This window comes from Brevundimonas alba, from assembly GCF_011927945.1.
In the GTDB taxonomy this organism is placed as follows: Bacteria; Pseudomonadota; Alphaproteobacteria; order Caulobacterales; family Caulobacteraceae; genus Brevundimonas; species Brevundimonas alba.
This window is the reverse complement of record NZ_JAATJM010000002.1, coordinates 531,929-557,887: the sequence shown is the minus strand read 5'-3', so window position 1 is coordinate 557,887 and position 25,959 is coordinate 531,929. Positions and strand designations below refer to the sequence as shown.

The window sequence follows — 25,959 nt, the reverse complement described above, 5'->3', positions numbered from 1 at the left end:
CCTCAACGCCATCATGGCGAAGCTGCGTGATCCCGTCGGAGGCTGTCCGTGGGACGTGGAGCAGACCTTCGCCACCATCGCGCCCTATACGCTGGAGGAGGCCTATGAAGTCGCCGACGCCATCGAGCGGGGCGACATGGACGAGCTCAGGTCGGAACTGGGCGACCTGCTGTTCCAGGTCGTTTTCCACGCCCGCATGGCCGAGGAACAGGGGCTGTTCGTCTTCGACGACGTCGCCAACGCCATCGCCGACAAGCTGGAACGCCGCCATCCGCACGTCTTCGGCGACGAGGCGGCGAAGCCTGACGGGGCCGCCCAGAAGGCGCGCTGGGAGGACATCAAGGCGGAGGAGCGCAAGTCCAAGGCGCAGCACGGCGTGCTCGACGACGTGCCGGTCGGTCTTCCGGCGCTGGCCCGCGCCGCCAAGCTGACCAAGCGGGCGGCCCGGGTGGGCTTCGACTGGCCCTCGACCGACGAGGTTTTCGACAAGCTGCACGAGGAAGTGGCCGAGCTCCGCGCCGAGATCGCCGCCGGGGACCTCGACAAGGCGCGGGACGAGATGGGCGACCTGTTGTTCGTGGTCGCCAACCTTGCGCGCAAACTGGGGGTCGAGCCGGAGGATGCGCTGCGTGGGGCGAACGCGAAATTCGTGCGGCGGTTCGGGTTTATCGAGGCGGAATTGGCGAAGGACGGGCGGGGGCCGGAGCAGAGCGATCTGGCCGAGATGGACGGTCTGTGGGACGCGGCGAAGGCGAGCGAAAGAGCGTCGTAGAGCCGACTTCCGGTCGAACCTTCTGGCTGATGCGGTCGCCCTTGAGCGGCGCACTGGCTGACCCCTCCACCATGCTTCGCATGGTCCCCCTCCCCGTCTTTGACGGGGAGGAGACGGCGCGACTACGCGCCAAACTGCCGCTCGAACCGACCCAGCGCCGCGGGGTGCAGCCGGACCACCACATGCATCCGGCCCTCGTCGTCCGTCTCGCGGCCGGTGACCCGCCCGTTTTCGTAGAGCCAGGCCAGCGCCTCGCCCTGTGACGGATCGAGCGTCAGCTCCGTCTCCGGGTCGTCGTCGATCAGTCCCGCGATGGTCTCCCGCAGGGGCTCGATCCCCTCCCCGGTCCAGGCGGAGACCGCCACGGCCTTGCCCTGGTCCCGCAGCCGCTCGGCCTGACCGAGCACCGCCTCGCGCGCCTCGGCGTCCAGCAGGTCGATCTTGTTCCAGACCTCCAGCACCCGGCGGACCTTGCCCTCCGGCGTCTCGATCTGCTCCAGCACCGCCTCGACGTCCTTGCGCTGGGCCTCGCTGTCGGCGGAGGCGATGTCGCGAACGTGCAGGATCAGGTCGGCCTCGCCGACCTCCTCCAGGGTGGCGCGGAAGCTCTCGACCAGTTCGTGCGGCAGGTCGGAGATGAAGCCGACGGTGTCGGCCACGATGGCCGGCCGGCCCTGCGGCAGGCGGATGGTGCGCTGGGTGGTGTCGAGCGTGGCGAACAGCAGGTCCTTGGCGAAGACCTCGGAGCCCGTCAGCCGGTTGAACAGCGTCGACTTGCCGGCATTGGTGTAGCCGACCAGCGCCACCGTCGGGAACGGGACCTTCTGGCGCTGTTTGCGGTGCAGGCCGCGGGTGCGGCGCACCTCCTCCAACTCGGCCTTCAGCTTGACGATCCGGTCGGCGATCAGACGCCGGTCGAGTTCGATCTGGGTTTCGCCTGGGCCGCCGGTCGAGCCGGTGCCGCCGCGCTGGCGTTCGAGGTGGGTCCAGGTCCGGACCAGCCGCGAGCGCTCATAGTCGAGCCGCGCCAGTTCGACCTGTAGCCGGCCCTCCTTGGTGCGCGCCCGGCGGCCGAAGATTTCGAGGATCAGGCCGGTGCGGTCGATGACCTTGCACTCCCAGGCCTTCTCCAGATTGCGCTGCTGCACCGGCGACAGATCGTCGTCGACCACCACGGCCTCGGCCTCGGCGGCGCGGACCAGAGCGGCCAGTTCATCGACCTTGCCGGAGCCGAACAGGGTCGCGGGCGTGGGCTTGCGCACCCGCACGATTTCCTCGCCGCGCACGTCGAGGTCCAGCGCCCGGGCGAGGCCGACCGCCTCCTCCAGACGTTCTTCGGCGGCCCGCGAGCTCTCGCTGCGGCCGTCGGGGTGGATGACGAGGGCCCGGATCAGCGGGACGGCGTGGTCGATCAGTTGGCTGGCCAAGTGTGGGAAGTTCGCTTTCGTGTTCGGGAACGGGCGTCCGGAGGATCAACCGCCGGACTCGCCATTCGATCCGATGTCGACCGGATCGTGCAGAGATAGTGAGCCGCGCCCGGTTTTGAAGCGGCTCAGTCCTCGTCGGCGTCCGGCTCGTACAGCTGCACCGGAGCCGAGGGCATGATCGTCGAGATGGCGTGTTTGTAGACCAGCTGCGACTGGCCATCGCGGCGCAGCAGCACACAGAAGTTGTCGAACCAGGTCACGATGCCCTGCAGCTTCACGCCGTTGACGAGGAAGATGGTCAGCGGCGTCTTGGTCTTGCGGACGCTGTTGAGGAACGTGTCCTGAAGGTTCTTGGACTTGTCTTGCGACATGGCAGGTTCAGCCTGTTCTTGATTGTTGCGCCGGCCGTGGGAGCGGTCGGGACCGGATCGAGCGCCCGGTCCGTCACCTTAGCCACCCCGCCCGCGAGGCCGCAACGTCTAGATGGCGTCGCGTCGGGCCTGATCGAGATACAGTTCGCGCAGGCGGGTCGCGACCGGGCCCGGCCTGCCGTCGCCGATCTTCGCGCCGTCGATCGACACCGCCGGCATCACGAAGCCGCTGGCCGAGGTGTAGAAGGCCTCGCGCGCCCGCTTGGCCTCGTCGACTGAAAAGGCCCGCTCCTCGATCTCCAGCCCCTCCTCGGCCGCCATCTTCAGCACGGCCGCGCGGGTGATGCCGTGCAGGATGTTCGACTGCGGATCGCGCGTGCGCAGCTTGCCGGCCTCGTCCACGATCCAGGCGTTGGTCGAGGAGCCCTCGGTGATCAGACCCATCTCGTCCACCATCCAGGCCTCGGCCGCGCCGCGTTCCTTCGCCGCCTGCTTGGCCAGCACATTGGGCAGCAGGCCGACGGTCTTGATGTCGCAACGGCCCCAGCGGATATCCGGGTGGGTGATGACGGCCACGCCCTTCGCGGCCGCCGTATTGCCCTTCGACAGCGGCAGGGTGCGCGCCGTCACGATCACGCTGGGCGGCGTGCCCTCGGCCGGGAACGGATGATCCCGCCGCGCCGTGCCGCGCGTCACCTGGATGTAGACCAGCCCCTCGCGCACGCGGTTGCGGCGCACCGTCTCCTTCAGCACCCGCTCCAGCGCCTCGCGGGTCATCGGGATCGGGATGCGGAGCTCGTTCAGGCTGCGGTGAAGCCGCGTCATGTGGCCGTCGAAGTCCGCCAGCCGCCCCTCGAACACCGACCAGACCTCATAGACCCCGTCGGCGAACTGGAACCCGCGATCCTCGACATGGACCGTGGCCTCGCCATGCGGGCGGTAGGTTCCGTTGACGTAGGCGACGCGGCTCATGCCTCGACGATCCCCTCTTCTTCGTCGTCGATCACGCCGCGCGCCGGCGATACGCCCAGCGACTTGAGCTTCCGGTGCAGGGCCGACCGCTCCATGCCGATAAAGGCCGCGGTGCGCGAGATGTTGCCGCCGAAGCGCATGATCTGCGCCGCCAGATATTCGCGCTCGAACACCTCGCGGGCTTCGCGCAGCGGCAGGGCGATGATCCGCTCGGCGCCCAGCGAGCCGCTGGAACCGGCGCTGGTCGCCTCCTGCGGCAGGGCGTCGGCGCCGATGGGATCGTTCGGATCCCCCGTGGCGAGGATCAGCAGCCGCTCGACGTTGTTCCTCAGCTGACGGACGTTGCCGGGCCAGGGATGGACCTGCAGCACGGCGATGGCGTCGTCGCCCAGCCGCCGCCGGGGCAGGCCCTGCGATACGGCCAGGGTCTCGATGAAATAGTCGACCAGTTCCTGGATGTCCTCGCGCCGCTCCGACAGCGGCGGCACCCGGATCGGCACCACGTTCAGCCGGTGGAACAGGTCTTCGCGGAACCGTCCTTCGGTGATCTCCTGCTTCAGGTCGCGCGAGGTCGAGGTGACCACGCGCACATCGACCTGCACGTCCTGTTCGCCGCCGACCCGGCGGAAGCGCTGCTCGACCAGCACGCGGAGGATGCGGCTCTGGCTCTCGCGCGGCATGTCGCCGACGTCGTCCAGATAGAGGGTGCCGTTATGCGCCCGTTCGAACACGCCGATCTTGCTCGGGCGGCCGTCCTGGCCTTCCTCGCCGAACAGTTCGAGGTCCAGCCGCTCGGGCGTCATGCCCGCCGCCGCGATGGCCACGAACTCGCCGCGCGCACGGGCGCTGGCCTCGTGGATTTGACGTGCGACCAGCTCCTTGCCGCTGCCCGGGGGACCCGAGATCAGGACCCGGCTGTTCGCCGGCGCGACCTTGGCGATGGTGCTGCGCAGGGTCTGCGCCGCCGCCGAGCGGCCAATGAAGCCGGTCGGAGCCGCCACCTGCGCCCGCAGGCGCCGGTTCTCGCGCTTCAGCGACGATGTTTCCAGCGCCCGTTGAACAACCACGACCAACCGGTCGGATTTGAAGGGCTTTTCGATAAAATCATAGGCGCCGCGCTGAAGCGCCGTGACCGCCGTCTCGATATTGCCGTGGCCTGAGATCATCACCACGGGCAGGTCGGGATCCAGCTCCTTGATGACGTCCAGCAGCTCCAGTCCGTCCAGGCCCCCGCCCTGCATCCAGATGTCCAGCAGCGCCAGCGACGGCTTGCGCGCCCGGATCGCGGCCAGGGCCTCGTCGGAGTTGGACGCCACCCGAACGGCATGGCCCTCGTCCTCGAGCAGGCCTGAGACCAGCTCGCGGATGTCGGCCTCGTCGTCGACGACCAGAATATCGGCTCCCGTGGATCGCATATCGCCTCGCTATCCGTCCGCCGCGACGGCGGGCGCTTTGGACGCCGCGGCGTCCTTGCCCCCGGCCGCGGCCGCTTGCTGTGGTGATTTCAGGGGGAAGACCAGGCACACCCGGGCCCCGGTCAGATGTTCGGCGTCGGCCAGCTTCAGCTCGCCGCCGTGTTCCTCGCAGATGCGTTTGACGATCGCGAGGCCCAGCCCGGTGCCCTTCTCGCGGGTCGTCACATAGGGCTCGGTCAGGCGATCCCGGTCCTTCGCCGGCAGGCCGACGCCGTCGTCCTCGATGACGAAGGTGGCGAAGCCGTCCTCGACCGAAAGCCGGGCCGAGACGCCGGGCCGCTGCCCGTCCTCCGGCTTGGGGGCGATAGCCCGCCGGGCGGCAACCGCCTCGCCGGCGTTCTTCAGGATGTTGGTCAGCGCCTGACCGACCATCCGCCCGTCGGCGTGCAGTACGGCCGCCGGCAGGGGTTCGATCAGCTCGACGCCGATATCCGGCGCCGCCACGCGCTGGGCGAACACCGCCTCGCGCAACAGTTCCGCCGGATTCTCGGCAGTGAAGCGCGGCGCCGGCATGCGGGCGAAGGACGAGAATTCATCGACCATCCTGCCGATGTCCCCGACCTGGCGGATGATGGTCTCGGTGCAGCGGTCGAACACCTCGACGTCGTTGCCGACCTGTTTGCGGTAGCGGCGGCGCAGACGCTCCGCCGAGAGCTGGATCGGGGTCAGCGGGTTCTTGATCTCGTGGGCGATGCGCCGGGCCACATCGCGCCAGGCGGCGTTGCGCTGGGCCGTGACGAGACGGGTGATGTCGTCGAAGGTCAGCACCATTTCGCCGCCGACGCCGCCCTCGATCCGGACCCGCAGGCGACGCGTCTCGCCGCCCCGGCTGACGTCGATCTCCTCCTCGATGTGAGCCTCGGCGCGTCCGGCGAGTTCGCTGAGCTCCGGCGCCGCCTCGCCGAGCGGCCGGCCGATGATCTCGGCGTCCGACAGGCCGAGCAGTTCGACCGCGCTGTCGTTGATGGCCGAGACCCGCCTGCGCCGGTCGACGCCGATCACGCCCGCCGACACGCCGGACAGCACGGTTTCGATGAAGCGCGACCGACCGGTGGCCTCCTCGCTGGCCGCCCTGAGCGCCGCCTGCTGAGCCTCGAGATCCCCCGTCATCCGGTTGAAGGCCGCGGTCAAGGTCTTGATCTCGCCGGGACCGTCCTCGTCTTCGACGCGTGCGGTCAGATCGCCACCCGCCACGCGATCCGCCGCCTCGACGAGCCGTCCGATCGGCGCCGAAATGGCGCTGGCAGCCGACATGCCCAGCCAGATGGCGCCGACCAGCACCAGCAGAGCCGTCTCGATATAGCTGAGCGCGAAGGCGGCCTGAATCCGGTCGCGGCTCTCACGCGCTTCGCGATAGGCGACGATCGATTCCTCTCCGTTGCGCATCTGCGCGATCAGGCCCGGTTGCAGCGGCCGAACCAGATAGAGGTAGGCGTCGCCATAGGCCGGGAGCACCGCCAGCGAGCGGACGGTGTCCGGGTTTTCGGTGACCTGCTGGGGCGGTTCGCCGCCTTCCGCGGCGGCCTCGAGAACCGCTCGTGGCGGGGCGACGTAGGGCGGGGCTCCCGCCGTCTCGCCGCTGGCCAGAACTTCTCCGTCGGGTCCAAGGATATAGATGGCGGGATAGCCGAACAGATCGGCGATCTGTGTCAGGGCGTCCGAAAACTGGATCTGGTTTCCGAACAGGCCGCGAACGCCGCCCAGTTGCTCGGCGATGACCCCGAGGTCTCCGTCCATCTCGGCCGAGACGTCGGCCAGATAGGCCTCGCCAATCCGGGCTCCGTTGTCGACGGCCGACTTGACGTTGTCGCTGAACCACTGGTCCACGCCACGGTTGACGAGCACCCCGAACACCAAGGCGATCAGGATGGCCGGCACCAGCGCCACCATCGAAAAAAGGGTGACGAACCTCAGGTGCAGCCTCGCACCCGCATGGGTGCGCCGTCTGAACAGCGAGAACACCCGTCGTCCGACGACGAGCGCCAGCGCGCCGATGAGCAACAGGTTGACCGCCAGAATGACCAGCACGGCCTGACTGGCCATGCCGCGCGCGCCCTCGCCCGTCGAACCCGGCGCCACCGCCACCAGCCAGATGGCGGCGACCGTGATCAGGAAGGCGATGGTGTAGGCGATCAGGAAGGTGTTGCGCCGGCGCTCCTCGGACCAGCCGGCGAACCAGCGCGCCGGTCCCCTTGGCGGGGCGGCGTCGGGTTCGGCTGCCGAGGAGGGCGTGTCCGTCATGCCGCTCCAGCTTCGGCGAACTGTGGCTCAATATCAACAACGGAGTTGCCTGAAAGCGTCACTGGCCGCCAGAGCTCGGCCAGCGCCGGCTCGACCTGGTCCGGCTCGTCGAGCCGGCACAGCCGGGCCTTGGCCGCCCGCCGGTCCAGAGGATCCGCCGGCCACGGCGCCTGCTCGACATACCAGCCGAGGTGTTTGCGGAACATCTTCAGCCCCAGCGGCAGGCCGTAGAAGGCCACCGACGCCTGCAGATGCTCCACCACGATCGCCAGCCGAGCCTCCGCGTCGGGCTCTTCCAGCACGGTTCCGTCCGCCAGTGCGCGCTCCAGATGCGCGGCGAGCCACGGCCGCCCGTAGACGCCACGCCCAAGCATCAGCGCGTCCGCACCAGACCGGGCGAGCGCATCCCGTGCATCGGCCGCCGTGACGATGTCGCCGTTGACGATCACCGGCACGGTCACGGCCGCCTTGACCTCGCCGACCGCCGTCCAGTCCGCGACGCCCGTGTAGAACTGCTGCCGCGTCCGCCCGTGCACCGTCACCGCCTTGACGCCCAACCCCTCGGCCCGCCGCGCCAGCTCCGGCGCATTGCGGCTGGCGTCGTCCCAGCCCAGCCGCATCTTGACCGTGACAGGGCGGCTGGTGGCGTTCACCGCCGCCTCCATCAGGCGACAGGCCAGGTCCGGCGTCCGCATCAGAGCCGAGCCGCAGGCCGCGCCCGTGACCTCCTTGGCCGGGCAGCCGAAATTCAGGTCGATGATGTCAGCCCCGGCCCGCTCGGCCATCCGCGCGCCCTCGGCCATGGAGGCGGGATCGCGCCCGACCAGCTGGATCACCGTCAGGGGCAGGCCCTCGCCGACGGCGGCGCGACGAACCACGTCCGGCCGCGCCCGCGCCAGTTCGGCTGCCGCGACCATCTCGGTGGCGACATAGGCGGCGCCCAGACGGCTGGCGAGCCGCCGGAACGGCAGGTCGGTGATGCCGGTCATGGGCGCGGTCAGCACCCGTCCGGGCACCCACACATCGCCGATCTGAATGCCTGCAGCCATCGGCTCCTTACCGCCGCTCAAGCTCCTCTCGTCAAGCACGACGGCGGCGATTAGAAGGCCGGGATGACTTCACCCCTTCCCGCCTTCGCCGCCATCGTGGTCGCCGCCGGCTCAGGCTCCCGCGCCGGCGGGGCCAAGCAGTGGCGGATGCTGGGCGGCAAGCCGGTGATCCGCTGGTCGGTGGAGGCGCTGCTGACGGCGGGCGCCGAGGACCTCGTGGTCGTGGTCCCGCCGGGCGCAGACGCCGAGGCGGCGGAGGCCTTGTCGGGTCTTTCCGGCTGGCGGCTGGCGCAGGGCGGCCCGACCCGGGCCGACTCAGTGAAGAGCGGTCTGGCGATCCTCGGCGGCCCCGGCGAGCGGCCGGTGCTCGTGCACGACGCCGCGCGCCCGCTGCTGTCCGCCGCGGTCATCACGCGGACGCTGGAGGCGCTCGCGGACGCGGACGGCGCCCTCCCCGCCCTCGCCGTCGCCGACAGTCTGCGTCGCGGAGCCGATGGCCTCATGGCCGATCCGGTCGAGCGTGACGGCCTCTGGCGCGCCCAGACACCTCAGGCGTTCCGGTATCGAACCATTGTCGACGCCTATGCCGCCTGGCCCGCCGACGAAGCCGCGACCGATGAAGCCACCGTCGTCCAGCGCGCCGGCGGCAGGGTGCGCCTTGTCGAGGGCGATCCCCGCCTCATGAAACTGACCTTCCCGGAGGATTTCGCCATGGCCGAGGCCCTGATCCCGCATCAGATCCGTGTCGGCCAGGGCTTCGACGCCCACCGCTGGGGGCCGGGATCCTCCGTCTGGCTGTGCGGTGTCGAGATCGCCCACGACCAGACCCTGATCGGCCATTCCGACGCGGACGCGGGCCTGCACGCGCTGACCGACGCGGTTCTGGGCGCCATGGGCGACGGCGACATCGGCGATCACTTCCCGCCGACCGATCCGCAGTGGAAGGGCGCCTCGTCGGACCGCTTTCTCGCGCACGCTGTCGAGCGGCTGCACGCGCGCGGCGGCCGGCTGATCAATGTCGACGTCACCTTGATCTGCGAGCGGCCCAAGGTGAAGCCGCACCGTCAGGCGATGCGGGAACGGCTCGCCGCCCTGCTGTCGCTCCCGCTCGACGCCGTCAGCGTCAAGGCCACCACGACCGAGGCCATGGGCTTCACCGGCCGCGGCGAGGGCCTCGCCGCCCAGGCGATCGCGACGATCGACCTGCAGGCCTGACCTAGTACGGCCGCTCCGGCGGTGGGCGGAAGGCGCGCCACAGCGAGCCGAACAGGTTCACATAGTCGTCGGTCCAGGGCCGCACCGTCGTCTCAGGCGACGCCGACCAGTCCGGATTGGCCCGGAAGTCGGCCAGTCCCTGCTCGGTGGGCGAGATGACCAGCGCCTCCGTGGAGGCGATGGCCATGTCCGGCATGGCGCCGCTTCTTTCCTGGTACAGGTTGTGCAGGCTCGGCTTGCCCAGGGTCTTCGCCGCGGCGATAGCCGGCAAGGTGATGTCGAGGTTGCGGTTCGACAGGTGCAGCAGCACCACGCCGTTGGGCTTCAGGAGCTTCAGATAGCCTTCGATGGCCTCGACCGTGAGCAGGTGCGTCGGCACCGCGTCGGAAGAGAAGGCGTCGATGATCAGCAGGTCGTACGATCCGGGCCGCTCCCGGTTCAGCGTCAGCCGTGCGTCGCCCAGCACCGTCCGGATTTCGCCCGCGGCGCAGTTCGAGATGTAGGTGAACCAGCGCGGATCGCGCGACATCCGGTCCACCATCGGGTCGATCTCGAAGAAGGTCAGGGTGTCCCCGGCCCGCTTGTATGCCGCCATGGCGCCCGAGCCCTGACCGACCACGCCGATGTTCGCCGGTCCCCGCGCCCCCACGATCGTCGCGGCCTGCCCGATCGGCGTCATCGGGTGGTAATAGAGGGTCGGCTCGCAGTCGAAGCGGGCGTCGCGGGCCTGCGCTCCGTGCAGGGTGGTGCCGTGCATCAGGACGTGAACGTCGCCGCCCATCCGTTGGTCGTTGATCTTCGCCACCCGCATCACGCCGAAGAAGCTGCGCTCCGAATAGCTCCAGTCGTAGATGCGGACGACGTACTGGGACGACAGGGCGATCATCGCCAGTATGCCGACGAAGGCCAGCGCGCGGTCCCTCAGCAGGAAGGCGCAGATCGCCACCGGGCCGAGAATCCACAGCGCCAGCTGGTCCACGCCGAACGGGGAGATGTCGTAGAATTTCGCGCGCGCGGCGTCGTCATAGGTCAGCCAGGCCGACAGCAGCACGGGCAGCAGCGCGAACACGGCCGCGGCGACCAGCGCGCCCTTCTCTTCCGCGCGCAGCGGTCCCTTGCCCCATGGCCGGGCAAGGCCGACCAGCACCAGCACCAGAGGATACTCCCAGACCATGTTGAAGATCACGGGAGCCAGCAGCGCCGTGAACGCTCCGCCGACGACCCCGCCGACCGAGAGCAGCAGGTAGAATTCGGTCAGACGGTCAGGCGGCGGGCGCCGAGCCGCCAGCGTCTGGTGGCACATCAGGGCGGCGAAGAAGAAGGCGAGGATGTGCACCGTGAAGGCGATCGGCCATTCCAGGGTGCGGAAGGCGACCAGCAGCACGCACACCGCCCCGATCGCGCCCTGTATCGGCAGGGTGATCGGCAGCGGGATCCACGGCCGGGCCTGGAAGGCGATGACGAAGGTCAGGAGATACAGCGCCAGCGGAATGACCCACAGGAAGGGCGCGGAGGCCACATCGGTCGACAGATGGGTGGTCACCCCCATCATCAGGCTGGACGGCGCGGCGGCGAGGAGGACCAGAATCCCCTTCTCGCGCCACGGGATCGGGGCGGTCGACGCCAGCTGCGCCGGTTCGGCCTCGCGGTCCAGACGCCTGCGCCAGACCACGAAGGCGAGCGTAGCCACCATCAGCACGAAGATCACATAGCCGCCGCTCCAGCCGAACCAGCCGCGCTGTCCGGTCAGGGTGGTCAGCGGCTCGATCAGTACGGGATAGGACAGCAGGGCAAGGAAGCTGCCGAGGTTCGACGCCGCATAGAGGACGTAGGGGTTCTTCCCGTCGGGATAGCCCGCCCGCACCCGCGCGAACCAAGCCTGCAACAGGGGCGCGGTCGCGGACAGGACCGCGAACGGCGCGCCCACGGACAGGGCCAGGGTGGCGAGCAGCCAGCCGATCGGCGCGTTCGGGTCGGGATCGCCGAGCCAGCCGTTGATGTGCAGCGGCAGGAACAGGGCAGCAATCAGCAGCAGCACCAGATGGATGGCCACCTGTAGCTTGATCGATCCGACCTGCTGCAGCAGGTGGGCGTAAAGGTAGCCGCCGAGCAGCGCCGCCTGGAAGAACACCATGGCCGTGTTCCAGACCGCCGGAGATCCGCCCAGCATCGGCAGGACCAGCTTGGTCACCATGGGCTGGACCACGAACACCAGCGAGGCCGAGGTGAAGATCGCCAGCGCAAACAGCAGCGGCGTCAGCCGGTCCGCGGGCCGCGCCGGATCTGTCGTGACGCCCGACCCGAGACCGGACTCGCCAGTGGTGTCGCTCATGCCCGCCCCGTATGCTGGCGCCGTCTCCGGGCGCATCGCGCCACACTGGACCGACTCGCAGCCGCTTCGGAAGGCCCCGCTTCATGTTTCCCGACGACATCGACAGCCTCGCCCGTGAGGTTATCCGGGCCGCCACGGCCCGCGGTCTGAAGGTCGCCACGGCCGAGAGCTGCACCGGCGGTCTCGTCAGCGGCGCCCTGACGGGCGTGGCCGGGTCGTCCGCCGTCGTCGATCGCGGCTTCGTCACCTACAGCAACGCCGCCAAGGCCGATCTGCTTGGCGTACCCGGCGCCTTGATCGAAAGTCACGGCGCGGTTTCGGAGCCGGTGGCGCGCGCCATGGCCGAGGGCGCCGTCGCCCGCTCGGCGGCGCGGGTGTCGGTCGCGGTGACCGGCATTGCGGGACCCGGCGGCGGCTCGCCTGACAAACCCGTCGGCCTCGTGCATTTCGCGGCGGCGGGACCGGCCGGGCTGATTCATGTCGAGCGCCGCTTCGGCGACATCGGCCGCGAGGGCGTCAGGCTGGCCAGCGTCCGCGTGGCCCTGACGCTTCTGCTCAACCGGATCGCAGCATGATCGTCGACGCCCGGGGACATCGCTGCCCGACGCCCAGCCTCAGACTGCAGAAGGCCATGCGCTCGGCGGAACCGGGCGCGCGCCTGACCCTGCTGGCGACCGATCCGATGGCGCGCATCGACGTGCCGCATCTACTGGCCGGGATGGGGGGACGGGTGCTCTCGATCGAGGAGAGCGATGGCGTCCTGACTATCGCCGTCGAGACGCCCGCCGCTCGGACAGGCTGACGACCGATTCCGGCAAGGGATCGGCGGGCTCGAGCTCCGGCGCGCCGCTGGACCGCTGCAGGATTTCCATCTCGGTGGCGAAGGCCCCGCCGTAGAAGATGGCGTTGACGTTCCACGACAGCCAGATGAGCAGCACGACGATGGCGCCGACCGAGCCGTAGGTCGCGCCCAGAGGAGCGATCTGCTCGACATAGATGGCGCACAGCCAGGACGAGATGGTCGACATCACCGTCGCCACCACCCCGCCGACGATCGCGGGGAACCACGCCACCGGCGTCCGGTGGGACATGGCGTAGCGGTAGAGCGAGGTCAGGCCGACAGCGAGGCCCAGCGCCGGCCACAGGCCCACGAAGGCCGCGCCGATGCCGCCGGGCTCCGCCACCGCGCCGGGGCCGGTGTGCTCCAGCAGGCGCGAGGTCACCACGGCGCCCGAAACGATCGTGAACAGGGCGAAGGCGAACAGGGCGACGAAGAAGGCCAGCAGGTTGAATTTCAGGAACCCGTGCGGCTCGGTCTCGTCATGGATCAGGTTCAGACCCGCCAGCAAGGCCTTGAATCCACGATGCGCCGCATAACCGCCGATGATCAGGGCGAAGCCGCTCTGGGCCGACACGGTCCGGGCCGAGGCGTTGGCCAGCCGGTCGATCTCGGTCATGAATATGGCGCGCGCCGCGTGCGGCATGACGTCGGCGAGGGCGGCCGCCTGTTCGCTAACCTGACCGATCGACAGCACGGCCTTGTAGAACCCGATCAGGATGGCGATGGCCGGAAACACCGCCAGCAGGGCGAAGAAGGACACGCCGCCCGTATAGAGCATCACGTCGCGGCCCCAGCTGCGCGTGAACGCCTTGACCGCCAGACGCCCCCACAGCGCCGGTCTCGCCCAGCGCACCGCCTCCGTCATATCCGTCTTCGCCTGCAAACCCCTGCCCCGTCAGCCTCGGATGCCGTTCCTTTACCGTAATTCGAGGCTGGGGAAAGGATGGCCGCGCCGGTTGCCTCGCGGCGGCGACCCTCGCTATGGTCCGCCGGCTTGAGAGCGCGGCCCGGGTGGGGGGCTGCTGGAGACATCGCCTTGACTTCCGATCCGCGCATTCTGGTCGTCGCGCCCGATGACGACCTGATCGGGTCCCTGTGCCAGGGACTGGACGCGCTGGGCTGGCGCACAGTCACGGCGCGCTCGCTGGCCGGCGCGGTTCAGGTTCTGATCGACTGGCCGCTGGAAACCGTCATCGTCGACGCGCGGATGCCCGGCGCGGTCGACGGGATCGCCGCGCTTCGGCAGACGGTGTCGCCACGCAAGCTGCCGGTCATGGCCATTGGGCCGGAGGCCGTCGACTGGCCCGTGGGCGTCGCCGACATCGCCATGTCCGGACCGCCTCACGCCGCCCAGGCCGCCCTGCGTCTCGAGAACCTCGTCCGCGCCGCCATCGCCGAGGAGGAGGTGTCGCTTCGGGAAGCGACCTTCGCCGCTCGCGGCGAGCCCCTGCCCTCGACCGACGAAGACCCCGCGCCGCTGCGCGTGCTCGCCGCCGGCAAGCCGGATCGGCACTTCCTCGCCCTGTCCAACGCCCTGTCGGATCGGGGCTGCGAGGTCGTGGCCGCGCCGACCCCCTACACCGCCTTCGACTATCTGCACGAGCGCCCGTTCGACGCCGCCGTGCTCTGGGGCGCCGAGGACCACGCCCCCGCCCTGTCCATCGCCTCGGGCATGAAGCGGAACACGCGGCTCTATCACATCCCCGCCGTCCTCTATCTGCGTGGATCGGGCGAAATAAACCTGTCGGAGCTCTACAACCGTGGCTTCGCCGACGTCGCCGCCGCCGACACGCCCGAGGAAGAGACCGCCGAACGGATCGTCGCCCTGGCGCGGCATCACCGCCGGCACGTCGCCATCCGCAAGGCGCTGGAGAGCGCCCGCGGCTCGGGCCTGACGGATCCCGCCACCGGCCTGTTCACGCCCGAACTGTTCGCAAGCCACCTCGCGCGCGTCGCCGAGGGCGCCCGCCTGCGCCGGCGTCCCCTCTCCGTCGTCGTGCTGCGCGTGGCGGAAACGCCCGCCGTGCACCAGGCACGTAACGGCGGCTGGCTGGACCGCGCCCTCCCCCAGATCGGCGCCATGGTCTCGCGCCTGATCCGCACCGAGGACACCGCCGCGCGCCTGTCGGCCGACGTCTTCGCCCTCGCCCTGCCCGCCACCCGCGGTCCCTCCGGCCGCGTCGCGGCTGACCGCATCGCCGCCGTGATCGGCTGCACCGCCTTCGACGCCGGCGTCGACCGGTCGCCCTTCGTGGTCGAGTTCGAGGTGGGCGTGGCGGAAGTCGGCCCCGGCGAATCGCCGGCCGCCGTGCTGGAACGCGCTTCGAGGGACATCCGGCCTTCCCTCTGACGCCCATTTGACAATTCTAGCTGTCTAATGCAGGTTCGGGCCATGACGGCGCGTCCCTCAGCCCTGCTCGATGATCTCGACACCGCCCTGCTGGCGATGGCGCCGATCCGCCGGCGCATTCTGGCGGCCCTCGTGGAGCCCGCCTCCGCCGCCGGTCTGGCCGAGCAGCTCGACATGCCGCGCCAGAAGATCGGCCATCATCTGCGGGCGCTCGAAACCGCCGGCCTCGTCCGCCTCGCCGGCGAACGGAAGAAGCGCGGCTTCACCGAACGTCTGTTCGTGGCCGCGGGGCAGTATGTACTCGACCCTGCCCTGCTGCAGTCGCCGCCCGCCCCCGACGCCGTCGAGGCGCAGGACCGGCATGCCGCCGATCACCTGATCTCCACCGCCTCCGCCATGGTCCGCGACGTCGCCCGGATGCGGCAGGCGGCCGAGGCCGAGGGCGCCCGCCTGTTGACCCTGACGGTCGAGGCCGACGTCAGTTTCGCCACGCCCGCCGACTTCGACGCCTTCACGGAGGAGGTGGCCGAGGCGGTCGCCGCCCTCGCGCGCAAATACTCGGCCGCCTCCGGGCGCCGCTACCGTCTCACCGCCGCCGCCCACCCGGCCGTGGCCAAAGCCGCCCTGACGAGGAACTGACCACCATGACCGACGCCGCAGCCGACAAGCCCATGGAAGACCACGTCCTCGTCGAGGTCACCGTCCCCGCCCCGGCCGACGCCGTCTGGGCCGCTCTCCGCGATCCGAAGAAGATCAAGGACTGGTTCGGCTGGGAGACGGATTCCCTCGACGACGAAATCGACTACATCTTCGTCGCCAACGCCGTGGCCGACGACGCGCGCCGCGTGGTCAGCTTCCCGGGCGTCAACGACCGCTACGAGGTCGAGGCGCGGGGCGACGCCAGCGTCGTGCGCGTGGTCCGTTCCGCCCCCGCCGGCGACTGGTCCGATGTCTTCGACGGCATGATCGAGGGCTGGGTGTCCTTCACCTGGCAACTGGCCTTCGCCTTCGCCCGTCATCCGGATCAGCGGCGCCGCACGATCTTCTTCTCGGGCCCGCCGCGCGCGGACCGGCTCGGTCGCTCGCTGCTGGGCCTCGACGCCGCGCCCGCCGCGGGGGAGCCATGGGCGGGGCAGGTCGGGCCCGACACCTCCGCGGGGCAGGTCTGGTTCACGGCGCGTCACCAGTTGGGCGTCACCGTCGACGCCTGGGGTGACGGCCTGCTGGTCGTGGTCGATCAGCCCGGCAGCGAGAAGAAGCCGACCGGCTCGACCATGCTCACCCTGACCACCTATGGCCTGTCGGAGGGCGCGCTGGCCGAACTGCAGGCGCGCTGGCAGGCCTGGTGGGACGAGCGGTTCGAGACCGTCGCCCCGGGCTGCTAGGCGGCGCCCGCCACACGCGCCAGATCGGCCGTGATCCGCTCGGCGACCTTCAGCCGGTCCTCCGGCGTGTCCCAGTCGCCCTTGACCACGATCTTCTGGTCCGGCCGGATCTTCCAGAAGGCGTGGTTCTTCTGGATCAGCCCGACCAGCCCCTGCGGATTGGGGAAGCTGTTGTCGCGCAGCGTCAGCACGGCGCCCTTGGGCCCGATGTCGATCCGCTCGATACAGGCCGTCTTGCAGTTGGCCTTGATGCCGACGATGCGCAGCAGCTGCTTGGCCTCGTCCGGCAGCGGTCCGAACCGGTCGATCAGCTCGGCGGCCAGCGCCTCACGGCTCTCGTTGTTTTCCGCGTCCGACAGGCGGCGATACAGGCTCAGCCGCACGTTCAGGTCCGGCACATACTCTTCCGGGATCAGCACCGCGGCGCCGACGTTGATGGCCGGCGACCAGCCCCGGTCGACCACGCCTCCGCCCTCGCCGGCCTGCCGCAGTTCGGCGACCGCGTCCTCCAGCATCTGCTGGTACAGCTCGACCCCGACCTCGCGGATGTGGCCCGACTGCTCGTCGCCCAGCAGATTGCCTCCGCCGCGCTGATCGAGGTCGTGGCTGGCCAGCTGGAAGCCGGCCCCCAGATTGTCCAGCGACTGCAGCACCTGCAGCCGCCGCTCGGCCGACAGGCTCATCGGCTTCTCGGGCGGCGTGGTCAGATAGGCGAAGGCCCGCGCCTTGGCCCGCCCGATCCGGCCCCGGATCTGGTGCAGCTGCGCCAGGCCGAACATGTCGGCCTTGTGCACGATCAATGTGTTGGCCGTCGGAACATCAAGTCCGGACTCAACGATGGTGGTCGACAGCAGCAGGTCGTAGCTGCCGTCGTAGAAGGCGCTCATCACGTCTTCCAGCTGGGTCGGCGACATCTGGCCGTGCCCGACCACGAACTTGATCTCGGGCACCTGCTCGCGCAGGAATTTCTCGATGTCGGGCAGATCGCTCAGGCGCGGCACGACATAATAGGCCTGCCCGCCGCGATATTTCTCGCGCAGCAGGGCCTCGCGTACCAGCACCGGGTCCCATGGCGTCACATAGGTGCGCACGGCCAGACGATCGACCGGCGGCGTGGCGATGATCGACATCTCGCGGATGCCCGACAGCGCCATCTGCAGCGTGCGCGGGATCGGCGTGGCCGTCAGGGTCAGCAGGTGAACGTCGGCCCGCAGGGACTTCAGCTTCTCCTTGTGCTTGACGCCGAAGTGCTGCTCCTCGTCGACGATCACCAGGCCGAGGTCCTTGAAGCCCACCTGCTCGCTCAGCACCGCATGGGTGCCGACGACGATCTCAAAGCTGCCGTCCTTCAGCCCCGCCCGCGTCTCCGATGCATCCTTGGCCGTCACCATCCGCGACAGGTGGCGGACCTTGATCGGCCAGCCGGCGAACCGCTCGCTGAAGGTCTTGAAATGCTGGCGGGCCAGCAGGGTCGTCGGGCAGACGACCGCCACCTGCTGACCGCTCATCGCCACCACGAAGGCCGCCCGCAGCGCCACCTCGGTCTTGCCGAAGCCGACATCTCCGCAGATCAGGCGATCCATCGGCGTGCCCTTGCCGAGATCCTCCAGCACGTCGCCGATGGCGGCCAGCTGGTCGTCGGTCTCGTCGTAGGGGAAGCGGGCGCAGAACTCGTCGAACAGCCCGTGCGGCGGCGTGATGGCGTCGGAGGTGCGCAGGGAGCGCTTGGCCGCCAGGGCGATCAGCCCCTCGGCCATGTCGCGCAGACGCTGCTTCGCCTTGGCCTTGCGCGCCTGCCATCCGGCCCCGCCCAGCCGGTCCAGTTGAACCCCGTCCGCCTCGGTGCCGTAGCGCGTCAGCAGATCGATGTTTTCTACCGGCAGATACAGCTTGGACTCGCCCGCGTAGAGCAGCTCCAGGCAGTCGTGCGGCGCCTCCTGGATCTCCAGCGTCTTCAGCCCCTCGTACCGGCCGATGCCGTGGTCGAGGTGGACCACCAGATCGCCGGTCGTCAGGGCCGAGGCCTCTGCGAGGAAGTTCGACGCCCGACGCTTCTTCTTGGGCCGGGCCAGCCGGTCGCCGAGGATGTCGGTCTCGGAGACGACGGCGATGTCGTCGGTCTCGAAGCCGTGCTCCACGGGCAGCACGCCGCGCAGATAGATGTCCTTCGGCGCGGTCTGGACATCGGCCCAGTCGCGGACCGCCACCACATGTTCCAGCCCATGGTCGGCCAGCATCGAGGCCAGCCGCTCCGACGAGCCTTCCGTCCAGGACGCGAACAGCACCCGCTTGCCGGCGGTCTTCACCGCCTCGGCATGCCGCGCCACCGCCTCGAACAGATTGACGCTGTCCTGCGCCCGCTCGGCCGCGAAGCTGCGGCCCAACCGTCCGCCGGCGTTCTCGCCCGGAACGGTGAAAGGTGACAGGCGTCGCACCCAGCGGCCCGCCAAGGCGCTGTTCCAGTCGTTCTCCGGCAGATAGAGCCGCTCAGGCGGCAGGGCGCGATAGGCGGCGCCGCCCTTGCCCATCGCCGCGTCGCGCCGGGCGTCGTAGGCGTCCTTCGTCAGGGTCCAGCGCTCGGCCCGCGCCGCCTCGACCTGGTTGTCCAGGAACAGCCGGGCTTCATCGGGCAGATAGTCGAACAGCGTCTCCAGCCGCTCGTAGAACAGCGGCAGCCAGTGCTCCATGCCCTGCCGCCGCGCGCCCTCGCTGATCGCGGTGTAGAGCGGGTCGTCTCCCGCCGCTCCGAACAGTTCAAGATAGCCCGTGCGGAACCGGGAGATGCTTTCGGGGTCGAGCAGCGCCTCCGACACCGGAGCCAGTGACACGTCACGCAGCTGACCCGTCGAGCGTTGCGTCGCCGGATCGAAGGTGCGGACCGACTCCAGCTCCGAGCCGAACATGTCCAGCCGGACCGGCTCCTCGAAACCGGGAGGATAGACGTCGATGACCCCGCCGCGCACCGCGAACTCGCCGCGCTCCGACACGGTGGAAGCGCGCATATAGCCGTTGGCCGCGAAGTATCGCTCGAGCGCCGCCGTATCGAGATCGAGCCCCACAGTCGTTTCAAACCCGGCCCCGCAGGTCACCTCGCGCGGCGGCGTCCGCTGCATGGCCGCGCTGACAGTCGTCACCACCAGCAGGGGCTTGCTGTCGTCCGGCAGGCGCTGGGCCAGTCGCGTCAGCGCCGCCATCCGCTCAGCCGACACCGACGATGTCGGGCTCAAGCGGTCGTAGGGCAGGCAGTCCCACGCGGGAAACTCCACGACTTCAATGTTGTCAGCGAAGAACCGGAACGCCTGCACGAACTCGCCCATCCGGGCGTAGTCGCGGGCGACGAACAGCCCGAGGCCGCCCTCCGTCTTGAGCCGCTCCGCCACGGTCAGGGCGTCGAGCCCCTCCGGTGCGCCGCCCAGCTCGCGGTCGTCGCGTTTCACCATGGCGTCCATCAGCCGGCCCCCTCGGCGACGGCGGCGGCGACATGCTCGGCCATGAAGGCGCGGATCTTCGCCAGCACGGGCGTGTCGTGCTCGGTCGGCGTCGGCTCCGTGCCGATGATCCAGGCATAGAGTCGGTGATCGTCGTCCTGCGCCAGCAGAGCCTCCAGTGAATCCAGTTCAGCATCGTCCAGCGTCGGGCCGACCTGATCGACGAACGGGCCCAGCACGAGGTCCGCCTCGCGGAATCCGCGGCGCCACGCCCGGAAGCCGATACGGCCCAATCTCTCTTTCAGACGTGCGTCGGTATCGGCCACAAGCTTCCTTGCCCGTTGGAGATGGTGAGAAGCGCCTCAAGCAGCGAGCCGCCGCGCAGCGAGCGACAGGGCTCTTCAATGAAGCGCGTGAGATAGCGTTCCACAGCCCGTTCCGCCAGCTATGCTGTCGCGGATGCGGCCGCCGAGTCTCTTTCCCCTGTTCGCCGAGGTCTCCACCCTGAAGGGCGTGGGGCCCAAGGTGCTGCCGCTGGTGCAGAAGCTGGCCGGGCCGCTGGTGCGCGACCTGCTGTTCCTGTCGCCGTCCGGCCTGATCGTGCGCCGGCCGATGACCGCCACGACGGCGACCGAGGGCATGGTCGGCGTCTTCGACGTCATCGTCGACCGGCTGATCGTGCCCGCAAAACCCGGCGCGCCGATCAAGGTCCGCGCGTCGGATGCCGAAGGCTTCGTCCACCTGATCTGGTTCGGCGGTTCGGCGCAGAACATCAGCCGGCTGCTGCCCAAGGGCGAGCGGCGACTGGTCTCCGGCAAGGTCGAGCGCTTCAACAATGAGGTGCAGATCGTCCATCCGGACGTCTTCACCCCGGCCCAAGCCGACGACATCGCGGGCGTCGAGCCCGTCTATCCCGCGACCCAGGGCCTGACCTCGCGCATCATCCGCAAACTGGTGCAGGGCGCGATGGAACACGCGCCCGAACTTCCCGAGTGGCAGGACCCCGCCTGGCTGGCGAAGCAGCGCTGGCCCGGCTGGCGCGCCGCGCTTGCCGCCCTGCATGCACCAGCCGCGGAGCCCGATCTCCAGCCGGACGCCCCGGTCCGCCAGCGGCTCGCCTACGACGAACTGTTCGCCCACCAGCTCGCACTGGCCCGCCGCCGCCGCGCCCGTCAGATCACACCGGCGCCGGTGATCCATCCCGGCGACGCCTCGGAACGCGTGCTGGCGGCCCTGCCTTTCACCCTGACCAGGGCTCAGACGCAGGCCATCGCGGAGATCCGCCGCGACCTCGCCTCGGGGGAACAGATGGGCCGGCTGCTGCAAGGCGACGTCGGCTCCGGCAAGACCGCCGTCGCGGCCCTGGCGCTCGCCGACGCCGCCGCCTCCGGCTTCCAGTCGGCGCTTATGGCCCCGACGGAAATCCTCGCCCGCCAACACTGGCAGCGGCTTGCGCCGATGCTGGACGCCGCCGGCGTTCCGACGATTCTGCTGACTGGCCGCGACACCCCGGCCGAGCGCCGCGCCCGCCTTGCCGCCCTCGCGTCCGGAGAAGCACGGGTGGCCATGGGCACCCACGCCCTGTTCCAGGATGCGGTCCGCTTCGACCGGCTGGCGCTGGCCGTGATCGATGAGCAGCACCGTTTCGGCGTCAACGAGCGCCAGCGCCTGCAGGCCAAGGGAGACCCCCGGACCGGCGGCGTCCACCTGCTGACCATGTCGGCCACGCCCATTCCGCGCACGCTGGAGCTGACCCAGTACGGCGAGCTCGAGGTGTCGCGCCTCACCGAAAAGCCGCCGGGCCGCACGCCGGTGACAACCGCCGTCGTCCCGCAGGCCCGGATCGGCGAGGTCGCCAAACGTCTCAAGGCCGCGCTCGACAGCGGGGCGCAGGCCTACTGGATCTGTCCGCTGGTCGCCGAAAGCGAGGCGTCCGACTTGGCCGCCGCCGAAGCCCGCGCCGCCGACCTGCGCCGCATCCTTGGCGTCGAGGTCGGCTTGGCCCATGGGCAGATGCCCGGAGCGGACCGCGAGGCCGTCATGGCCGATTTCGCCGACGGGCGCACGCCACTGCTGGTCGCCACGACCGTGGTCGAGGTCGGCGTCGACGTGCCCAACGCCTCCATCATGGTGATTGAGCACGCCGACCGCTTCGGCCTGGCCCAGCTGCACCAGCTGCGCGGACGGGTTGGACGCGGAACGGCCGCCAGCGCCTGTCTCCTGCTCTACGGCGGCGGAGACGACGGTCTCGGCGAGACGGCCCGCATCCGGCTGGAGACGCTGCGACGCACCGAGGACGGCTTCGAGATCGCCGAGGAGGATTTCCGCCTGCGCGGCGGCGGCGACCCCCTGGGCCTGAAGCAGAGCGGTTTCCCCGCCTACCGCTTCGCCGATCCGATCCGTCACCGGGAGCTGATGCTGGCCGCCGCAGACGACGCCCGTCTGGTGCTGGGCCGCGATCCCGACCTGACCTCCCCCCGCGGCGAGGCGGTGCGGGTGCTGGAGGCGCTGTTCGACTGGCGCAATGACCGGCCGGGCATCGACTAGCGCCGGGCGGACTGCCAGGCCGTCAGCCGCGCCTGCGCATCGGCTTCAATGTCGCCGTAGAACAGATTGTAAGGCCGCGACTTTCTTCTGTCCGCCCAACTACCCGCCTGCCGGAAGGATTCCGAGCTCGGCTCTGTATGGCGCAGGAGGCCGTCGCGGCACTGTGTGCCGATCTCGCGCGCCAGAAGCGCCGGATGCGCCCCCCACTCCAGACCGGTGGCGTTGGTCGCGCCGCGGTTCAGCCGGGCCTCGACCGGCGTCGTGGATGTCGTGCCGGTGACGGGATTGACGCACAGGGCGGGACGCTCGCCGAGTTCGACCAGTCGCCCACGGTCGTCCCAGACCAGCGCCCGCCTCAGCCGCCGCCGCGCCGCGCCGTCATTGCCCTCGCTGACGGCGGAGTAGCCGACCACGCAGCCGGTCTGGTTCCGTCGGGAACAGGCAGGTACCTCAGGCGACAGACTGTCGGCCGGAGTAACCGCGTCGAGCAGATAGGCCGCGACCAGCCGGCCCCTCAACGCCGGATCGCCCTGCACCCGCTCGCGGACGAGCCGTTCGACCAGTTCGCCGCCCTGCTCCACGCCCGCGAGCACGATCGGCCCGTCCGGGTGACGGGCGATCCAGGCATCGAACGCCCCGGCCACATCCTGCCAGGCGAAGGCCCGCGCCTCCCGCGCATCCTCGCGCAGGGTCAGACGCGTATAGAGGCTGCCCTGCCGGTAGCGGGGCGCGCTGACCGCCCCCAGCCGCGCGAACGGCCCGGCGTAATTGGGCAGCACCACCCGCTTCAGATATGCGTCAGCCTTGGCGTCGCCGATCGGGCCGTTCCATTCGCGTCCCCCGTCGTAGGTGGTCGAGTGAACGAAGAAGACCGCCGCCGGCCCGGCATCGGGCGCCCGCGCCTCGCTCATCGCCCAGGCCGCGGCCCTGGAATAGTCGGGCGCGGGCGGCGGCTCATAGGTCTGGAACGGCACCTGCGGGTCCAGCCCGGCCCTGAGGATGTCCCCGCGCCACACCGCCGAGGCGGCGGTCAGCAGGAAGACCAGCGCGAAGCCGATCCAGCCGGTCCATTGCCGGGCGGTCAGCTTCGGCCCCTTCATCGATACGGGTCCGCCGTGGCCAGGAAGTCCTGCACATAGCGGCAGACGCCTTCTTCCAGCGGCGTCGACTGCCCTCCGAAGCCCGCGGCGCGCACCCGCTCCATCCGGGCTTCGGTGAAATACTGGTATTTGTCGCGGATGCTCTCGGGGGTGTCGATGTATTCGACCCGCGCCTCCTTGCCCGCCGCCGCGAAGGTGGCGTTGGCCAGATCGAGGAAGGACCGCGCCTGTCCCGAGCCGGCGTTGAACACGCCCGACACCGCCGGCGTCTCCAGCAGCCAGTCGACGATGTCGACCACATCGTCGACGAAGACGAAGTCGCGCAGCTGCCCGCCGTCGGGGTAGTTGGGATTATGCGAGCGGAACAGCGTCACGGGCTCGCCGGACGCTACCCTGGGCCAGATCTGCGCCACGACCGACTTCATGCCGCCCTTGTGGTACTCGTTCGGCCCATAGACGTTGAAGAATTTCAGCCCCGCCCACTGGCTCGGGGACTGGCCCCGATCCGACTGCCGCGCCGCATACTGGTCGAACAGCATTTTCGAATATCCGTAGGCATTTAGCGGCCTGAGCGAAGCCAGTCCCTCAAGACTGTCATCGTCCTCGAACCCCCGTTCGCCGTCGCCATAGGTCGCCGCTGACGAGGCGTAGACCATCTGGGCGTCCCGCAGCGCGCACCAGTCCCAGATATCCCGCGACAGGGTGAAGTTGGTGCGGATGATCAGGTCCGCATCCGCTTCGGTCGTCGAGGAGATGGCGCCCATGTGGACCACGGCCTCGATCCGTTCGGCGTGCCGCTCCAGCTGTTCGAACAGCTCCTCGGGTTGCCAGAAGTCGGCGATCGGGTGTTTGGCGATGTTCTTCCACTTGCCCAGGGACGCGTCTTCGAGCCGGTCGCAGACGACCACGTCGCGCCGGTCCTCGGCGCACAGCCGGGCGACGATGTTCGATCCGATGAAGCCGGCCCCGCCGGTGACCACGATCATCCGCCGGCTCATCGCTCGTCCTTCATCTTCTCGATCGTCTTCGTCGTTGAATAGCCGTCCTCGAACGTCGCCAGGCGGACCTCGCCGCCCCAGCTCTCGACCAGATCGCCGCCGACCACGCCTTCTCGCGTATAGTCCGCGCCCTTGATCAGCACGTCGGGCCGCAGCCGCTCGATCAGCGTCAGCGGCGTCGGCTCGTCGAAGCTCGTGACCCGGTCGACGCTCTGCAGCCCGCCGATCACGACAGCCCGGCTGTCCAGATCGTTGATCGGCCGCCCCTCGCCCTTCAGCCGCCTGACGGACGCGTCCGTGTTCAGCGCCACCACCAGCCGGTCGCACCACGATCGCGCCTGCGCCAGATAGGCCACGTGGCCGCGGTGCAGGATGTCGAAACAGCCGTTGGTGAAGCCGACCCTCAGCCCCTGCCGCTTCCAGCCCTCGACCACATGCGCCAGTTCCTCGAGCGGCATCACCTTGGCGTGGGCGCCCGCGGCATGCTGGCTCATCTCGGCGTCGATCAGCTCGGCCGGCGTAACGACGGCCGTGCCTGCCTTGCCCACCACCACGCCCGAGGCGAGTATGGCGAACTCGACCGCCGTCTCCAGCGAGGCGCCCGCGCCCAGCGCCAGCCCCAGCGCCGCCAGACCGGTGTCCCCGGCGCCCGAGACGTCGAACACCTCTCGCGCCCGCCCCGGGAAATGCCGCGCGGCCTCGCCGCGCCGCATCAGGCTCATGCCCTTGCCGGCCCGGGTCACCACCAGCGCCTTCGCCGTGGTCGTGTTCAGCAGCTCGTGCAGCGCCGCCTCGATCTCGGCGTCGGTCTCCACCGGCAGGCCCGTCGCCCCGGCCAGTTCGCTGGCGTTGGGCTTGATCAGATCGACCGCGCCATAACGGGCGAAGTCCCGCCCCTTGGGGTCCACCACGACTGGCGCCCCGCTGGCCCGCGCCGCCTTCAGCGCCTGACCGATCACCCGATCGCTGACGACTCCCTTGGCGTAATCCGACAACAGATAGACGGAAGTTCCTGCAAACGCGTCACTTTCTTCGCCCTGAAGCGTCCCGTCTTCCTCGTCGAGCCGCAGCAACTGCTGCCCGGCCGCCACGAAGCGCGTCTTGACGATGGTGGCCGCTCCGGCGCGCCGTTCGACGGCGTCCTCGATCCCCGTTTCCGCCGCGATCAGCGCCGCCAGCTCGTCTCCGGCCGCATCCCGTCCGGCGACGGCGCCCAGCCGCGCCACCCCGCCCAGCGCCGCCACGTTTCGCGCCACATTGCCGACGCCGCCGGGCATGGCGGTCGTGCGCCGCGTCCGCAGCACGGGAATCGGCGCTTCCGGCGAGATCCGGCTGACCTCGCCATAGACGTAGCGGTCCAGCATCAGGTCGCCGACGCAGGCGACCTTCAGCCCGCGCACCCGCTCCAGCAGGGCCTGCAATCCGCCGAGATCGAGTGTCCGTTCAGCCATGGCCA

Annotated in this window: 21 protein-coding genes; 8 read left to right on the top strand and 13 right to left on the bottom strand. The window is 69.8% G+C overall.

What is annotated here, in order from left to right:
• Positions 1-13 precede the first annotated feature (13 nt).
• The gene (mazG, locus tag GGQ87_RS13235) at positions 14-772 is read left to right on the top strand and encodes a nucleoside triphosphate pyrophosphohydrolase (RefSeq protein WP_209282615.1); all 759 of its coding nucleotides are present in this window, start codon (positions 14-16) and stop codon (positions 770-772) included.
• A gap of 122 nt (positions 773-894) precedes the next feature.
• Here mazG and hflX read toward each other — a convergent pair whose 3' ends face one another.
• The 6 genes from hflX to dusB all read right to left on the bottom strand — a co-directional run bounded on the left by hflX (position 895) and on the right by dusB (position 8,307).
• The gene (gene hflX / locus GGQ87_RS13230; protein ID WP_168048507.1) at positions 895-2,199 is read right to left on the bottom strand and encodes a GTPase HflX; all 1,305 of its coding nucleotides are present in this window, start codon (positions 2,197-2,199) and stop codon (positions 895-897) included.
• Between the two features lie 125 nt (positions 2,200-2,324).
• Positions 2,325-2,570: an RNA chaperone Hfq gene (hfq, locus tag GGQ87_RS13225; protein WP_168048505.1), complete on the bottom strand. Its 246-nt coding sequence runs from the start codon at positions 2,568-2,570 to the stop codon at positions 2,325-2,327.
• 108 nt (positions 2,571-2,678) lie between these two features.
• A complete protein-coding gene (locus GGQ87_RS13220; RefSeq protein ID WP_168048503.1) occupies positions 2,679-3,542 on the bottom strand; it encodes a D-amino-acid transaminase in 864 nt (287 codons plus the stop codon).
• A complete protein-coding gene (gene ntrX / locus GGQ87_RS13215; protein WP_168048501.1) occupies positions 3,539-4,957 on the bottom strand; it encodes a nitrogen assimilation response regulator NtrX in 1,419 nt (472 codons plus the stop codon). The genes GGQ87_RS13220 and ntrX overlap by 4 nt, the downstream gene beginning before the upstream one ends.
• 9 nt (positions 4,958-4,966) lie before the next feature.
• Positions 4,967-7,258 (bottom strand): sensor histidine kinase NtrY-like, encoded by a 2,292-nt coding sequence (locus GGQ87_RS13210; RefSeq protein WP_168048499.1) that lies wholly within the window; start codon positions 7,256-7,258, stop codon positions 4,967-4,969.
• Positions 7,255-8,307 (bottom strand): tRNA dihydrouridine synthase DusB, encoded by a 1,053-nt coding sequence (gene dusB, locus GGQ87_RS13205; protein ID WP_168048497.1) that lies wholly within the window; start codon positions 8,305-8,307, stop codon positions 7,255-7,257. The genes GGQ87_RS13210 and dusB overlap by 4 nt, the downstream gene beginning before the upstream one ends.
• A 63-nt stretch (positions 8,308-8,370) precedes the next feature.
• On the opposite strand from dusB, the gene GGQ87_RS13200 reads away from it, so the two are divergent.
• Entirely contained in the window at positions 8,371-9,522 is a 1,152-nt protein-coding gene (locus tag GGQ87_RS13200) for a bifunctional 2-C-methyl-D-erythritol 4-phosphate cytidylyltransferase/2-C-methyl-D-erythritol 2,4-cyclodiphosphate synthase (RefSeq protein WP_168048495.1), read from the top strand.
• Between the two features lies 1 nt (position 9,523).
• On the opposite strand, the gene GGQ87_RS13195 is transcribed toward GGQ87_RS13200, so the two are convergent.
• On the bottom strand, positions 9,524-11,854 hold the full coding sequence (locus GGQ87_RS13195; RefSeq protein ID WP_168048493.1) for a fused MFS/spermidine synthase: 2,331 nt from the start codon (positions 11,852-11,854) through the stop codon (positions 9,524-9,526).
• Positions 11,855-11,937: 83 nt separating this feature from the next.
• Here GGQ87_RS13195 and GGQ87_RS13190 point away from each other — a divergent pair, with 83 nt between their 5' ends.
• Positions 11,938-12,429, top strand: a complete 492-nt coding sequence (locus GGQ87_RS13190) for a CinA family protein (protein WP_168048491.1) — start codon at positions 11,938-11,940, stop codon at positions 12,427-12,429.
• Positions 12,426-12,656, top strand: coding sequence for a sulfurtransferase TusA family protein (locus GGQ87_RS13185; protein ID WP_168048489.1), 231 nt, complete (start codon positions 12,426-12,428; stop codon positions 12,654-12,656). Before GGQ87_RS13190 ends, GGQ87_RS13185 begins: the two co-directional genes overlap by 4 nt.
• Here GGQ87_RS13185 and GGQ87_RS13180 read toward each other — a convergent pair.
• Positions 12,619-13,560 (bottom strand): YihY/virulence factor BrkB family protein, encoded by a 942-nt coding sequence (locus tag GGQ87_RS13180; protein ID WP_168048488.1) that lies wholly within the window; start codon positions 13,558-13,560, stop codon positions 12,619-12,621. The two genes, GGQ87_RS13185 and GGQ87_RS13180, sit on opposite strands and share 38 nt — an antisense overlap.
• A gap of 171 nt (positions 13,561-13,731) precedes the next feature.
• Here GGQ87_RS13180 and GGQ87_RS13175 point away from each other — a divergent pair, with 171 nt between their 5' ends.
• Genes GGQ87_RS13175 through GGQ87_RS13165 form a run of 3 tightly spaced genes read left to right on the top strand, consistent with a single transcriptional unit; the run spans position 13,732 to position 16,430 of the window.
• Complete coding sequence (locus GGQ87_RS13175; protein WP_168048486.1) at positions 13,732-15,045, top strand: GGDEF domain-containing response regulator; 1,314 nt, start codon at positions 13,732-13,734, stop codon at positions 15,043-15,045.
• A gap of 42 nt (positions 15,046-15,087) precedes the next feature.
• The gene (locus GGQ87_RS13170) at positions 15,088-15,684 is read left to right on the top strand and encodes a winged helix-turn-helix domain-containing protein (protein WP_168048484.1); all 597 of its coding nucleotides are present in this window, start codon (positions 15,088-15,090) and stop codon (positions 15,682-15,684) included.
• 5 nt (positions 15,685-15,689) lie between these two features.
• The gene (locus GGQ87_RS13165) at positions 15,690-16,430 is read left to right on the top strand and encodes an SRPBCC family protein (protein WP_168048482.1); all 741 of its coding nucleotides are present in this window, start codon (positions 15,690-15,692) and stop codon (positions 16,428-16,430) included.
• Here GGQ87_RS13165 and mfd read toward each other — a convergent pair.
• Together mfd and GGQ87_RS13155 are read right to left on the bottom strand one after the other, a co-directional pair.
• Positions 16,427-19,879, bottom strand: coding sequence for a transcription-repair coupling factor (mfd, locus tag GGQ87_RS13160; protein WP_168048480.1), 3,453 nt, complete (start codon positions 19,877-19,879; stop codon positions 16,427-16,429). The two genes, GGQ87_RS13165 and mfd, sit on opposite strands and share 4 nt — an antisense overlap.
• The gene (locus GGQ87_RS13155) at positions 19,879-20,184 is read right to left on the bottom strand and encodes a succinate dehydrogenase assembly factor 2 (protein ID WP_168048478.1); all 306 of its coding nucleotides are present in this window, start codon (positions 20,182-20,184) and stop codon (positions 19,879-19,881) included. Before GGQ87_RS13155 ends, mfd begins: the two co-directional genes overlap by 1 nt.
• 133 nt (positions 20,185-20,317) lie before the next feature.
• Here GGQ87_RS13155 and recG point away from each other — a divergent pair, with 133 nt between their 5' ends.
• Entirely contained in the window at positions 20,318-22,405 is a 2,088-nt protein-coding gene (gene recG, locus GGQ87_RS13150; RefSeq protein ID WP_168048476.1) for an ATP-dependent DNA helicase RecG, read from the top strand.
• Here recG and GGQ87_RS13145 read toward each other — a convergent pair.
• From GGQ87_RS13145 to rfaE2, 3 genes are read right to left on the bottom strand one after another with little or no spacing between them, the layout of a single operon-like run.
• Positions 22,402-23,505, bottom strand: a complete 1,104-nt coding sequence (locus GGQ87_RS13145; RefSeq protein ID WP_168048474.1) for a DUF3089 domain-containing protein — start codon at positions 23,503-23,505, stop codon at positions 22,402-22,404. The genes recG and GGQ87_RS13145 overlap by 4 nt on opposite strands.
• The gene (rfaD, locus tag GGQ87_RS13140; RefSeq protein WP_245161600.1) at positions 23,502-24,503 is read right to left on the bottom strand and encodes an ADP-glyceromanno-heptose 6-epimerase; all 1,002 of its coding nucleotides are present in this window, start codon (positions 24,501-24,503) and stop codon (positions 23,502-23,504) included. Before rfaD ends, GGQ87_RS13145 begins: the two co-directional genes overlap by 4 nt.
• On the bottom strand, positions 24,500-25,954 hold the full coding sequence (rfaE2, locus tag GGQ87_RS13135) for a D-glycero-beta-D-manno-heptose 1-phosphate adenylyltransferase (RefSeq protein WP_168048472.1): 1,455 nt from the start codon (positions 25,952-25,954) through the stop codon (positions 24,500-24,502). Before rfaE2 ends, rfaD begins: the two co-directional genes overlap by 4 nt.
• Positions 25,955-25,959: the final 5 nt, after the last annotated feature.